This window comes from Clostridium uliginosum (genome assembly GCF_900112485.1).
GTDB lineage: Bacteria > Bacillota > Clostridia > Clostridiales > Clostridiaceae > Clostridium > Clostridium uliginosum.
This window is the reverse complement of sequence record NZ_FOMG01000003.1, coordinates 40,583-54,411: the sequence shown is the minus strand read 5'-3', so window position 1 is coordinate 54,411 and position 13,829 is coordinate 40,583. Positions and strand designations below refer to the sequence as shown.

At 32.7% G+C, this 13,829-nt stretch carries 10 protein-coding genes; 5 read left to right on the top strand and 5 right to left on the bottom strand.

Going from position 1 to position 13,829, the window contains the following annotated elements; genetic code table 11:
- Positions 1 to 239 precede the first annotated feature (239 nt).
- The 5 genes from BM027_RS03050 to BM027_RS03030 form a co-directional block, all read right to left on the bottom strand.
- A complete protein-coding gene (locus tag BM027_RS03050) occupies positions 240 to 2,234 on the bottom strand; it encodes a methyl-accepting chemotaxis protein (protein WP_090088692.1) in 1,995 nt (664 codons plus the stop codon).
- An 857-nt stretch (positions 2,235 to 3,091) separates the two neighbouring features.
- Positions 3,092 to 3,589, bottom strand: coding sequence for an ureidoglycolate lyase (locus tag BM027_RS03045; protein ID WP_090088690.1), 498 nt, complete (start codon positions 3,587 to 3,589; stop codon positions 3,092 to 3,094).
- 23 nt (positions 3,590 to 3,612) lie between these two features.
- Positions 3,613 to 3,963, bottom strand: coding sequence for a cupin domain-containing protein (locus BM027_RS03040; protein ID WP_090088688.1), 351 nt, complete (start codon positions 3,961 to 3,963; stop codon positions 3,613 to 3,615).
- Positions 3,964 to 4,073: 110 nt separating this feature from the next.
- Positions 4,074 to 5,636, bottom strand: a complete 1,563-nt coding sequence (gene lsrK, locus BM027_RS03035; RefSeq protein ID WP_090088686.1) for an autoinducer-2 kinase — start codon at positions 5,634 to 5,636, stop codon at positions 4,074 to 4,076.
- Between the two features lie 194 nt (positions 5,637 to 5,830).
- On the bottom strand, positions 5,831 to 6,784 hold the full coding sequence (locus BM027_RS03030; RefSeq protein ID WP_090088684.1) for a sugar-binding transcriptional regulator: 954 nt from the start codon (positions 6,782 to 6,784) through the stop codon (positions 5,831 to 5,833).
- Positions 6,785 to 7,165: 381 nt separating this feature from the next.
- Between BM027_RS03030 and BM027_RS03025 the strand changes: the two genes are divergently transcribed.
- The 5 genes from BM027_RS03025 (at position 7,166) to lsrF (ending at position 13,384) form a co-directional block, all read left to right on the top strand.
- A complete protein-coding gene (locus BM027_RS03025; protein WP_341465516.1) occupies positions 7,166 to 8,740 on the top strand; it encodes a sugar ABC transporter ATP-binding protein in 1,575 nt (524 codons plus the stop codon).
- Positions 8,737 to 9,756 carry an ABC transporter permease gene (locus BM027_RS03020; RefSeq protein WP_090088681.1) on the top strand — a complete coding sequence of 340 codons (1,020 nt, stop codon included), beginning with the start codon at positions 8,737 to 8,739 and terminating at the stop codon, positions 9,754 to 9,756. Before BM027_RS03025 ends, BM027_RS03020 begins: the two co-directional genes overlap by 4 nt.
- Positions 9,756 to 10,802: an ABC transporter permease gene (locus BM027_RS03015; RefSeq protein WP_090088680.1), complete on the top strand. Its 1,047-nt coding sequence runs from the start codon at positions 9,756 to 9,758 to the stop codon at positions 10,800 to 10,802. The genes BM027_RS03020 and BM027_RS03015 overlap by 1 nt, the downstream gene beginning before the upstream one ends.
- A gap of 91 nt (positions 10,803 to 10,893) precedes the next feature.
- Entirely contained in the window at positions 10,894 to 11,994 is a 1,101-nt protein-coding gene (locus tag BM027_RS03010) for a substrate-binding domain-containing protein (protein ID WP_090088678.1), read from the top strand.
- 505 nt (positions 11,995 to 12,499) lie between these two features.
- Complete coding sequence (gene lsrF, locus BM027_RS03005) at positions 12,500 to 13,384, top strand: 3-hydroxy-5-phosphonooxypentane-2,4-dione thiolase (protein WP_090088676.1); 885 nt, start codon at positions 12,500 to 12,502, stop codon at positions 13,382 to 13,384.
- The last annotated feature ends 445 nt before the right edge of the window (positions 13,385 to 13,829 follow it).

The window sequence follows — 13,829 nt, the reverse complement described above, 5'->3', positions numbered from 1 at the left end:
AAGATAAGACACATTCAAAAAAAGAAATAAAAATAACATTTGTGTAAGAAGCATTGAAAAATATGCCTTAGCAAAATTTTTCTAGTCTTCTTTATTAAATGTTATTTATATTTCTTTGTTATTGCTTCACTTGATAATTCTGAGATAGACCCTTTTTTTATTTTTGGCTATGTTTTAACAGAGTGTTTATATAACAATATCAACACAGTTTTAAAATATAGCGTTATTTTTTAGCAGGTCTAAACTTTAAACTTATCTACTTCCTCAAGCATTTGATTAGTCATACTATTAAGTATTTGTGCTGCTGACGCTACTTCTTCTGTTGAAGCATTCATTTCTTCTGATGATGCTGAAATTTCTTCTGATGATGCTGAAACTTCAACTGAAATTGAAGATAACTCATCTATTCTAATCAAAATAGAATTCTTATCCTTATCTATATCCTCAGCAGAATTTTTAACTGTTTCAATTTTAGGAATTACTTCATTTACTGCTTCTATGATTTTTTTGAAAGATGTTATAGAATTACTTATAATATTAACTTGGCTTATTAACTCATCATCCATAGTAACAGAATCTTGAACTATAACATCCGAGTCTTTAGATATACTACAAATTAATCTACTAATATTTTCTGATGATTCTTTTGATTGTTCAGCAAGTTTTCTTATTTCATCTGCTACTACCGAAAATCCTTTTCCTGATTCCCCTGCTCTGGCTGCTTCAATAGCAGCATTTAATGCTAAAAGATTAGTTTGCTCTGCAACACTATTTATTATATTTGTCATTTCATTGATTTTGTTTATATCTTTTCCAAGACCAACAATTTTGGTATAAAATATTTTAAATGAGTTGCTTACTTTTGTTACAGATTGATTTAATTCATTCATTTGACTGTTGCTCTCGTTTGCCATTGAATTAATTCCTCTTGAATTTGAGTCTACAACTTGTATTTCATTAACCATTCCAGATAGTTTATCACTAAACTTATTAAGAATATCTGTTATATTTATTAAATCTTCTGATTGAGTGCTTGTCCCTTTTGCAATTTCAGATATTGCTTCTGTAACATTTTGTGAGACACTTGCTATTTCTTCTGAAACAGAAGATAAATTTCCTGATTGCATATTAATATTAGAAGAATTATCTTTTATCCTTCTAATCATATTTCTTAGAGATTCCTGCATCACCTTCATCGAATTAGTCATAGTACCAATTTCATCTTTTTGTTTTAAATATTTAACAGGAATTTCTTCACAAAGATTACCATTTGCTAATAAATCCAAATTCTTTGAAGTTGATTTTATTCCTTTAGATATGGTATTAGAAATAAAGTAAATAACTATTAATCCAATTAATAAAAATACTACAGATGACAACACAACAGTAACTTTTAAACTGTCCAATTCTGACAATATTTCGCTTTTTGACATCATAATTCCTACATACCAATCAGTGTCTTTCACTGGGGAATATCCTATATATGTATATGTTCCATTGTAATTACATCCATCTATTCCAGTTTCTCCAGCGATCATTTTCTTCTCAATATCTGCTAAGTGCTGCAATTTAGTGTCTTTTTTTGCTGCTTCTATTTGATTAGACATGTTAATAGCTAAATCCTTATCACCAGCAGCAATGGTTGTCCCATATTTATTTATCATAAACGAAATGCCTGTTTGTCCGAATTTAACCTCATTAGTTAATTCGCTTAAACGATTGCCATCTCTTGTTTCAGTTAGTACTCCTATAACTTCATTATTATTTTTTATAGGAACTGCATATACAACTATTGTAGATCTATCTACACTACTTATTAATGGATCTGATACATTGCTTTTACCAGATAGTGCTTTCTGAAAGTAGTCTCTTTGCTTAAGATTAGAAGTGGTTCCATCTGTATTTTTACAATCTCCATTAACATCTACAAGTCCAATTCCAATGCTACCTAATCTTTGAGCTTGATTTTGTAGAATAGGCAATTGGTTTTCCCACGTATTATTAATATCTTTTATTTGATCTATTGATGCAATGCACTCTAATAAATTTAACTGTCCTTCAATTCTCCCTTGAACGTTATTTGCTGTTTCTTCTGCAAGTTTAGGGAGAGTAGTTCCTAAATTTGATTGTAGTGCCTTTGATGAATTTATAAATGAAACTGCACCCAATCCTATACATATTGCTACCATTACTAAACATAAATACACCATCATTTTTATTTTTATACTTTTCATAAATATCCTTATCCTCCTACCTCAATAATTTTAAGGTGTTTATCTTGAAAGTTCTAATCTAATGCTGACCCTATCATGCCTCCCTTGTATAATCTAGGTAATGTCAAAGATGATTATATAATCTTTGATGTTAACTCTTTATTATTTTTTATTCTTTATGAAATTATATTATTAAATAAGTTGTGGATAACGCAGATTATATTTTTGTTTAAAGGTTAAGGCACATTAAAATAAATAACAAGTAAGTCAGCTAGTCTATTTTGCGTCATACTGCGTCAGTAAACTCATTCCATAGTCTGCTATGAGATGAGTTTATCTCCTTGCCATCATATCTTTGAGTTGTTATCTTCTTTAATATGCCTAAGAAATAAAAACTAAAGAATAAAAAGGAAATATATTCGCCTGCCAGATTTTTCTCACATACGTTCGAAAAGGCAGATGCGTAAAAAAAAATCGACGGCTCCACTAAATTTGCAAAAATTATATTGTTTAAGAATATGTCCAATTCTTTGGTATGGTATTTTTCAAAATTCTATTATATTAAATTGGATGCCTCTTTATTCTATTTATTGAAATTAAAAGTTTTTGCCTTGATTTTTATATGCAAAAGTTAGTTATATAAATTTTAGGCTATGTTTTAGAATAGTGTTGATATTATTATATAATAGTGAACTAGCATTGAAATTTGCTTTGTAGAACTCTTAATGAATATTTGTCCTAGTAATTGCTTGTCACAATCTGTGATTGGGAGCATGCATTAATAGGACTAATATTTATTTTAGAGTTCTTAAAGTAAATTTCACCGTCTATGAGCTTTATATAATAATATCAACACGGTTTTAAAACATAGTCAAATTTTAAAAGGTAATTTCAACAAAATCTTTCTTATCTAAAAAATACTTTTTTGTGTCATTTAAATAGGTTCGTTCCGGAAGGCAAATTAACACAGTACCATGCTGGTTATGTACAGGGTATGGTGCACCATGCCATGCACCTGCACGAAAGACTACTAAAGTGCCTTTTGGAATGAGAAATGCCTTAAGCTTGTCTAGTTCAATAACATCATTTGAAGCAGGTCCTGCATACATGATCATGTCATCATCAAATGGCATCATGACTTCGCAGGCATTAGTGTGATATTCTAAATCTTCAATGATATATGGGCGTTTATCAACTTTAAGAGATCCAAAAGCTATAGGGGAGATATCAGCATTTGGTGCAATAACCATATCGCGGTGGAATACACTAGGCGCTTCGCCCATGCTATAATCTTCTGATGGATCAGATATATTTGCAATATATCCATAAGGACGGAAATTTTCATTTGTAACAGAAATAACTTTGATTGTTTTCATAATTGGTATTCCTCCCAAATAAATTAATATGTGTAATTTTCAACGTCTACTTTGTCTATTTCTTCATAAGGTGCAAGTGTGGAAACCATTTTTATAGGATTATTGTAATTGTTCACACAATAGTGAATTTCACCAGGTTCTATATGTATAAACTGACCCTTTGTAAGGTGATTTACTTTGCCATCTACGACTATGTCAATTTCTCCATCTATAATATAGAAATTTTCTTCCATGATGTTGTGATAATGAGCTTTAAAACTTTGTCCTGATTGAAATTGCACTAATGCGTAATTCATACGTGGACCTTTCATTAGATACTTTGGACCACTGTCACCAAAACGGTATTCTTCATCTTTTTCATCAATAATATACATATTTAATTCCCCCAATTATTTTAATTTTTAGCTATATTTCACCGTCCATGAGCTTTATATAACAATATCAACACGGTTTTAAAACATAGCGTAATTTTTTATTATAAATTCTAAAGACCAGGTGCAATCCACATATTTTTTGTGATTTTTTGGTTGCAAAGGTCTAATTGTGAAAAATATACTTTTCTCCACTCAATGTAAATGTTATCATAGAGGGCGTGATTTTCCATATTTGGTTCGTAAGTTTTATCCCAGCGTACCAATTCATTAGCTGTTTTTGATATATCAGAATAAATACCTGCGCCGTAACCAGCCAAGATTGCAGCACCAAGACCAGTTGCTTCTTTTACTACTGGAACACGAATCGGCAAGCCTGTAACATCGGATAAAATCTGACACCACAACGGACTCTTTGAAGCACCACTTGCAAATACAATACTTTCTGGCATATTACCGGTAAATTCTTTTACCATGTCAATGTTGCCTTTGGTAATCATAGCTGTATTTTCTAGTATTGCACGATAAAAAGTGTAACGGTTAAATTTCTCAGAATCTAGTTCGAAATTTGTAAAAGTAGGAGCAGCATGCTTCCAGGAAATGAAATTCATTATATCTGAAAAAGCGCACATCATGCCGTAGCTTCCAGCAGGAATTTCGGCTGCCTTCTCATTCATAAGATCATAAACATCTCTACCTGTGTTTTCAGCTTCCTGTTTTTCAAGTTGGCAGAAACTATCGCGGTACCATCGCATAACAAGCCCTGGTTTAAATGCTAGTGCTTCATATTGCCATATACCTGGTACAGCATGACAGTTTACACGGACACGGCAGTCTGGATCTGTTTTAACAGTATCTGTATTAAGTTCGTACTGCCAAAAACTTCCACCAAAAACAGCTGCTTCATTTGGTTTTACAACGCCTACACCAATGCAACCAAGCTGTGCATCACCTCCGCCAACTACAACAATAGTACCTTCAGCAAGACCGGTGTCTTCAGAACCTTTTACATTTACCTTGCCGATTACAGAACCACATTCTGCAACTGGTGGAAAGATATCATCCTTAAGACCACATCTTTTCATAATTGAAGGATTCCATGCACGTTTCTTAAGATTAAGGATACCGGTGGTTGAACTATTGCTTGGTTCAACTGCAAGCTTTCCAGTCATTTTATAAATCAGCCAATCATTAAACATGCCTACAGTGGAAACCTTATCATAAATTTCAGGCATTTTATTCTTTACCCAAAGGATTCGTGGAATTGCATCGAGAGCAAAAGTTTGTCCAGATTCGAGGTATAAATCCTTTTCTAGGTCTGGATCCATTTTAATGAGCTTTGAAACTTCATCGTTAGCACGAGCATCTACATTAGCACAGGCCCAGATTTCTTTTCCGTCCTTATCATACAGTACAATTCCTTCACGCATGCAGGTAGTGGATACGGCAGCAATCTCTTTCGGATCAATTTTTGTCTTATCTATAACTTTGCGAATGCAGCTACGTGCCAGATCCCAATTATGAATCCAGTCAAAGTCCATACTTCCAGGCCATCTTGGATCTTCATTATGTGTCCATTCCTGTTGCACACAACCAATCTGATTGCCTTTAAAATCGAATAAAAGAGCACGTACGCTGCCAGTACCAGCATCGACGGCCATTAAATATTGTTGCATATAAATAACTCCCCCCTATAATAAATAGAATATTAATAAATTAAAAATTATTATAAAAATATAATTTTCATATATATATGTTGCAATTTAGATTTTACATTGTTAACAAAAAAATTTAAGAAATCCTGAAGGGATTTCATTATCAATTGTTAACAATGTAAATTGTTAATTACAATATATATATATAATGTAATCTAATCATTTAAATTATCTAAATGTTCTGGTTCATTTTCTAATAGTTGTAGGGCTGTTGATTCATCAGTAATAAGAATATCTATGTAACCTCCCTTCAAGGTAGCTTTAATTGCATCAACTTTATCATCACCTGCAGCAACTCCAATTACATTTTCTAGGTTTCTAAGTGTCTCAAGTGGAGTTGTGATGAGACGAGATTCAATATTTGAATCTATTAAATTTCCATCCTTATCTATAAAATGGCACAATACATCACCTACAGCACCTTTCAATTTTAGGTAGAGTAGATCATTCTCACTTAAAATGCCGCTTTTTAGAGTTGTTGCATTTTTACTTACAGAACCAATACCTATAACAGATAAAGAAGAAAGTTGTGTCATACGTGAGATATCATTAACGGATGCCTCATTCTTAATTGCATCTACGACTTCTTTTGAAGATACAAGAAGGGGTGATGGAATTAAATATAGTTTCGCATTGAAGATTGAAGACATATTATTTGGTAGATAAAAATTAACTCCACCAGTGAGCGAAACTACAGAAATAGGTTGTTCTACCATAGTCGCCAGATTATTTAAAATGCGGCTTTGTGTATCACCATATCCCATATTAATGAAAGCATTATCTTCAAGACGATTATTTATATACATTGCAGCGGCTTTGGCAACATTCTCATTTGTATTAACTTCATCAGGAGGTGAAGCTACAATAAAAGTGTCTTTAAGATTGTAAGTTTTTGCTAAGCGTTGTTCTAACTGCATGCGATTGGCATAATCATCTTTTATTTTAAATTGAATAGTTCCAGTAGTACGTGCCTGATTCAATAATTTTACAACACGCATACGTGAGATTCCGAGAAATTCTGAAATTCGCTGTTGTGTCATATTATCTACATAGTAATACCATGCAGTTTTAAACATAAGAACCTTTTCATAATCAATATTATTATCCATATTTATTTTACCTCCGATATTTTCATATTAACTAACGGATATATTTTCGTAATAAACTTAATTTAAGACCGGTTTTATACATTTACTAAGTTCTTTAACATTTGTTTTGACGTATAACATTTGTTTTGACGTATAACATTTGTTTGCCTTAATAAATATTATATCAGTACTGTTTTTTACTGTCAATGTTGAAATTATTTTGAATATTAAAGCTAAAAAACAAAGAAATAAAACACTTGTAACTATTGAAATGTAAAGGTTTAAGCTTTAAAACAATAAAAAATATTAAATACCATTAAAAACGTTATCATAAAATTATTGACAAAATAGGTAATATATTATATTATGAAATTGCAAAACAAAATATTAAACAAGTAACAAATGTTAAATAATTTTATTGTGGGGGCTTGGATTATGTTAGATAATATTTTAAATAGTAAAACAATAAATCCCAAGGATACGCTCCTTTCCGTAAACGATATCCATAAATCATTTGCTAAAAATCAGGTCTTGAAAGGCATCAATCTTGATGTATGTAAAGGCGAAGTACTAGCATTGATCGGGGGTAACGGTGCAGGTAAGAGCACCTTAATGAAAATCATAATGTGCATTTATAGGCAGGATACAGGCGATATTTATGTTGGTGGTAATAAGGTTACAAGTTCAAAACCTCAAGATGCAATGGATCTTGGAATGTATCTTGTACCTCAGGAACCTATGCTTTTCCCAAATATGACTGTAGAAGAAAATATAGTAATAGGTTTTAATGAAAATCCTGGAGAATTGCACAAACGTCTTGTAGATTTGATAACGCAGCTTGGCTGGGAAATGGATTTAAGCAGAAAAGCTCTGACTTTATCTATTGCAGAACAGCAGCTTGTTGAACTTCTTCGTGGACTTTTAAGAAATGCAAAACTACTTATTTTGGACGAACCTACTAGTGCATTAACATTTAATGAAGTAGAATCTCTTTTTACGATTATTGAAGATCTTAAAAAGAAAAATATTGGTATCATATATATTACTCATCGTCTTGAAGAAGTATTTGAAATTGCAACTCATGTTGCAATAATGAGAGATGGTATTATTACACTTAATGGACTAGTTAAAGATTTTACCCGTGATATGCTTGTAAAAGGTCTTCTTCCTCCTAATATAGAAGAGAAGCAACAGATCTTAAAGGGTAAAGTACCAGATTATAAAAATCTTAAACCAATTTTCAGCTTGAATAATTATAGTGGGTATGGTTTTAAAGATGTATCTTTTGATGTATATCCTGGTGAAATATTAGGTTTAGCAGGAGTAGTAGGTGCTGGTCGTACAGAACTTGCAGTCACAATTTTTGGTAAAGATGTAGTACTTGGAGGAAAGGTTTATCTTGATGGAGAAGATATTACAGGATTATCTACTGCTAAGGTAATTGAAAAGGGTATCAACTATGTTCCCGAAGATAGAGGGCAAGATGGAATTTTCAAAATTGGTGATATCGCATTAAACACTTCATGTGGATGTTTAAAAAATCTTAGTAAGTTTTTCATGAATTTTAAAGAAGAAAAGAAAATCACTGACCAATACATAAAGGATTTGTACATTAAAGTAACTGGACAGGACCAACTGATTGGAAGCCTTTCAGGTGGTAATCAGCAAAAGGTTGTAATAGCCAGAATTCTTGCAACTCATCCAAAGCTTATTATATTAGATGAGCCTACTCGTGGTATTGATGCTTCAGCCCGTGGTGATGTGTATACGATTATAAATAAGCTAAAGGAACAAGGATTTTCAGTTTTACTGATCTCATCTGATATGGAAGAAATTATTCAGCTTTCAGATCGTGTAATTACTATGTTTCAGGGTTGTATCAATCATACATTTCAAAAGGCTGACATTAGTGAAAACAATCTCATGAGTGCAGCGTTTGGTGTCTATGAGGACAAGAAGGAAGGTACAAAAATATGAATGTAATAAAGAAATTTTTTAATCGAAGAGAGTCCACCGCGATTATTTTTCTATTTGCTTTATATGCAATTGTTGGAATTATAAATCCTACATTTATGCAATCAGATAATATTATGCTTTGTTTAAATGGTGCTACAGTTTATACAATCTGTGCCATTGGTATGGCATTTGTTATATTTACTGGTGAGATTGATGCATCCATCGGAGCTACTTTAGGGTTAACAGCTGCAGTTGTAGCGACTATGGCTAGAGATGGTAAACCTTTTCTACTTTCAGTGCTAGTAGCTGTATGTATAGGTTTGGTTATAGGTTTGGTAAATGGAGTTGGCGTTGCAATTCTTAAAGTACCATCCATTATCATGACTATTGGTATCAATAGTGTAATAAGAGGTATTTCATATGTGTACACTGGTGGTGCTTGGGTTGAAAATGTTCCAAAAGATTTTAAAGGACTTTCACAAAAGGGTATTGCAGGATTGTCATGGATGTATATCTTCACAATTGTTGTCATGATTGCTATATACATGTTTTTGACAAAGACAAAGCGTGGCCGCTACTTCCAAGCAGTTGGTGATAATGAAGATGGTGCAACTCATCTTGGTCTTCCTGTTACAGGAACACATTTGATCAGCTTTGTAATTTGTGCAGTTTGTGCATCTTTAGCTGCTGTTGTATTTGTAAGTCGTATTGGATTTGTTACACCTACATCTGGTAATGGTTACGAGATGAAAGCGATTGCTGCTTGCGTTATTGGTGGTATTAGCCTTTCAGGTGGTATTGGAAATATGGTTGGTGCTACATTTGGTGCATTGATCATGGCATCTATCAGCCGTATATTAGTATTTTTAGGATTTTCATCTGACTATGATAATACCATTACTGGTATTTTGTTAATCACTATAGTTGTTTTGGATGCAATAATACAGCACCGTAATGCTGAAAAGGCAAGACGAGAACGATTGGTAGCAAGAACTGAAGCAACTGATCAAAATAACACAATAGGAGGAAATATATAATGAAAGAGAAATTGAAAAAAAATCATTTGAAATTTAAATTTCGTTGGGAATATTTCCTAATACTGTTTATTGTTGCAGAAGTACTTATATTTGGTGGTATGAATCCTAAATTTTTAATGCCACGTGTTTTATTTGGTAGTTTTAATGATTTTATTTCCATCTGTATTATTTCAATATTTATGTGTTTTGTATTTATTACTGGTGGTATAGATTTACAGGCTGGTTCCATTGTAGGTTTAAGCTCAATCATAATTGGTGTTACGTGGAAAACCTTAGGAATTAGTGTTGGTACAGCTTGTTTAATTGCTGTAATTATTGGTTGTTTATGCGGTGCATTAAGTGGATTTTTCGTAGCATTTACTAATGTACAGCCAATGGTAATTACATTAGGAGGATCGTTTTTATATTCTGGACTTGCTATTGCAGTATCAAATATGTCAAATACAGCTGCTTATCTTGGTATAAGTGGATTTCCAGAGGCATTTACATCTTTTACAAAAAAACGGTTCTTTGGAGTAATACCTTCGCAGGTTTTCATTTTTATTGCACTTGCCGTTATTGCCTATATTATTCTTCATCGTACAAAGTACGGAAGACAAGTATTCCTTAGTGGTATTAATAAGCGTGCAGCAGAATTTTCTGGTATCAATACAAGATTGATAATTATGAGCACTTACATTTTTTCAGGCATGGCAGCTTCTTTTGCAGGAATTATTATGACAAGCTACCTTGGTTCGTCAAAATCTGATTTTGGCGGTGACTTAACAATGCCAATTATTACAGCAGTAATACTTGGTGGTACTTCTACCTTAGGAGGTAAAGGAGGAGTTTTTGGTACTGCACTTGCAGCTGTTGCAATTGGAATTATGAGATTTGGACTTTCTATGAATGGCATATCAAATCAATATTTGGATATTCCAGTAGGTATAATGCTGGTTCTTGTAGTTGCAGCAAGTACTGCTTCTAAAAATCCAAAGATTAATAAATTCATACAGAATAATTTTAATTTTAAACAAAAGTTAAATGATAAATTAGTACATAAATAAATATGTATGACTTTTATTATTAATGTGTATACAGGCGGATGTATCAACGTCTGCATAAAATAAAAAACATAATATACAAGGGGGATTTATTATGAAGAAAAAAGCTGTTGCATTAGCACTTGTTGCTGCAATGATGGTCACTACACTTGTTGGATGCGGTTCAAGCACTGCTACAAAGGAAGCATCAACTAATAGTTCTAAAAAAGGAGATACTACTGTAACATTTATTCCTAAACTTACAGGTAATGCATTCTTTGAATCTGCTAATAAAGGAGCTCAAGATTATGCTGGAAAATGGGGATTCAAAGTTGATTACGAAGGTGATGCTAATGCATCTGCAGCTTCACAGGTTTCTGTAATTAATAAAGCAGTTCAACAAGGTACTAATGCTATTTGTTTATCATCTGTTGATGCTGCTGGTGTTAAAGAAGCACTTAAAGCGGCAGCTGATGCAGGTGTTACAGTTACTACATGGGATTCTGACGTAGATTCATCAGTTCGTAAAGTCATGGTTTCACAAGGAACTCCTGAACAATTAGGTCAGATGCTAGTTCAAATGGGTTACGATTCATTAAAAGAACGTGGTAAAGATCCTGAAAAAGATGCTATCAAATATTGCTGGCATTATTCAAACGCAACTGTTACTGACCAAAACTCATGGCAAGTAGAAGGTGATAAATATATAAAATCAAAATATCCTAATTGGCAAAATGTTGCAAAAGATAACTACTATTCAAATCAAGATGCTGAACAAGCTATCTCTGTTGGTGAATCTGTATTGTCTGCACATTCTGACATTGACTTAATTATTTGTAACGATTCTACTGCACTTCCAGGACAAGCTCAAGCAGCTCAAAACAAAGGTTTGACAGCTAAAGATGTTACTATAACTGGTTTTGCTTCACCTAATTCAATGAAACAATATTGCAGCGATGGTATCTTAACTCGTTGGGGCCTATGGGATTGCGGTGTTCAAGGTGCTATGGGATGCTATATGGCATACTATATTGCTTCCGGTAATGCAGTAAAAGTTGGAGATAAGATTGATATCCCTAATATAGGAGCTGTAGAAGTTATGCCAAATAGCGTACTTGATCCTAAAGCAAACGATTCTGATACTTCTTCAGGAGTTGTATTACTTCCTGAAAGAACTGTATTTACAAAAGATAATATGGATAAGTATAACTTCTAATATATTACTTATAAATAAACTTTTTAGATGAACAATTTTGATTTCTAATAAGTTTTCTATAAATGTAACAATTACTTTATAGTTATTTCAAATGACAAATTAATATGCTTCCTTTAGATGTAGGAAGCATATCAATAAATAAACTTTTAATAAAGATTCTATGTTTTAAGTGGATGTTGATATTGTAATATAAAGCTTATGGATAGTGGAATTCATATAGGAAACTCGACTCATATGCATTCGCTGAGTAAGTTCGAGAAACAAAATATAAAATTTTGACTCTTACTTAAGAACTCTAAAACGAATATTAGTCCTATTAATGCATGCTCCTAATCAAAGATTATGACAAGCGTTAATAGTACAAATATTCATTAAGAGTTCTACAAAGCAAATTCCAATGCCAGTTCGCCTTTATATTAAAATATCAACACTATTCTAAAACATAGCCAATAAAAAATTGGTGCATGGATATATGCACTAGATATGAAAGTGGAGGTTTTTAATTATGGCAGATTTAGATGGATTAAAGGTTGCAAAGGACTATCATTTAGACGTACCATTTGCAAATAATAGTGAAAGTTTTTATGTAAAAGGAGCAAATAATTTAGATTGGGGAATGAAGAAACATCTTGCAAATATTTTTGATGCTAAGAGTGGTAACACTGTAATGTTTGCATTTGATCATGGTTATTTCATGGGTTCTGTATCAGGACTAGAAAGACTTGACATATTAGTTCCTAAATTAATACCTAGTGTTGATGTAGTTATGTGTACAAGAGGTGCTCTTCGTTCTTGTGTACCTCCAGCTGGTAATAAAGCAGTTGCGCTTCGTGTTACATCTGGTTCATCTATGTTAAATGATGATCTATCTCATGAAATAGTTGCTGTAGATATTGAAGATGCAATCAGATGTAATGCAGACTGTATGGCTGTACAAGCATTTATCGGTGCAGATGGTCAATTGGAAAGTATTGATAACATATCAAAAGTAATAAATGCAGGCATTCGTCACAGCATTCCTACAATGGGTGTTGTAGCAGTTGGTAAGGATATGGATCGTACAGATAAATATTTTAAACATGCTACTCGTGTACTTGCAGAACTTGGTGTGAACATAGTTAAGACTTATTATTGTGATAATTTCGAAGAAGTAGTAGCTGCATGTCCAGTTCCTTTAGTTGTAGCAGGAGGAAAGAAGCTACCTGAAAATGAAGCTCTTACACTTGCATATAATGCAATCAGTAAAGGTGCACACGGAGTTGATATGGGAAGAAATATCTTCCAAAGTCATCATCCAATTGAAATGGCAGAAGCTGTTCGTAAAATTGTTCATGAGAAAGCAACTGATAAAGAAGCTTATGAATTCTATAAAAATGCAATTAGCAAATAAGTTTCTATTAGTAAAAAGATGTATTTATCTAAAAACAACTAATATGTCCAAACAATAAAAAAACGTATAATACTAATAGTTATATATCTTTGTCTAAAAACAATTAATATGCCCAAACCCTATCAAATAGATAGTTGACCCATAAAGTGAAACTTTTCAGGTGGAGTTTTATACTCCAGCTGAATTTAGTTGAACTTATCTAAGGAGCGTGCAGCCGTTATCGCCCACTTGAAGAAGGGGGAGTGTTATGGATGCTAGCTATCGGATAATTGTTTTACCACCTGAAACATAATTTCAGGTGGTAATTTGCGTGCTTCTAGTTTGGATATATTTAAAATAAATTTGGCTCTGTTTTAGCTGAGTGTTGATATTGTTATATAAAGCTCATGGACGATGAAATTTATATAGGAAACTCCACTCATATGCATTCGCTGAGTAAGTTCGA

Excerpts from the sequence above, each read along its gene's own strand:
- BM027_RS03010 (WP_090088678.1), top strand. The coding sequence starts at position 10,894 with ATGAAGAAAAAAGCTGTTGCATTAGCACTTGTTGCTGCAATGATGGTC.
- BM027_RS03025 (WP_341465516.1), top strand. The coding sequence starts at position 7,166 with ATGTTAAATAATTTTATTGTGGGGGCTTGGATTATGTTAGATAATATT.
- BM027_RS03015 (WP_090088680.1), top strand. The coding sequence starts at position 9,756 with ATGAAAGAGAAATTGAAAAAAAATCATTTGAAATTTAAATTTCGTTGG.
- lsrK (WP_090088686.1), bottom strand. The coding sequence starts at position 5,636 with ATGCAACAATATTTAATGGCCGTCGATGCTGGTACTGGCAGCGTACGT.
- BM027_RS03030 (WP_090088684.1), bottom strand. The coding sequence starts at position 6,784 with ATGGATAATAATATTGATTATGAAAAGGTTCTTATGTTTAAAACTGCA.
- lsrF (WP_090088676.1), top strand. The coding sequence starts at position 12,500 with ATGGCAGATTTAGATGGATTAAAGGTTGCAAAGGACTATCATTTAGAC.
- BM027_RS03050 (WP_090088692.1), bottom strand. The coding sequence starts at position 2,234 with ATGAAAAGTATAAAAATAAAAATGATGGTGTATTTATGTTTAGTAATG.
- BM027_RS03045 (WP_090088690.1), bottom strand. The coding sequence starts at position 3,589 with ATGAAAACAATCAAAGTTATTTCTGTTACAAATGAAAATTTCCGTCCT.
- BM027_RS03040 (WP_090088688.1), bottom strand. The coding sequence starts at position 3,963 with ATGTATATTATTGATGAAAAAGATGAAGAATACCGTTTTGGTGACAGT.
- BM027_RS03020 (WP_090088681.1), top strand. The coding sequence starts at position 8,737 with ATGAATGTAATAAAGAAATTTTTTAATCGAAGAGAGTCCACCGCGATT.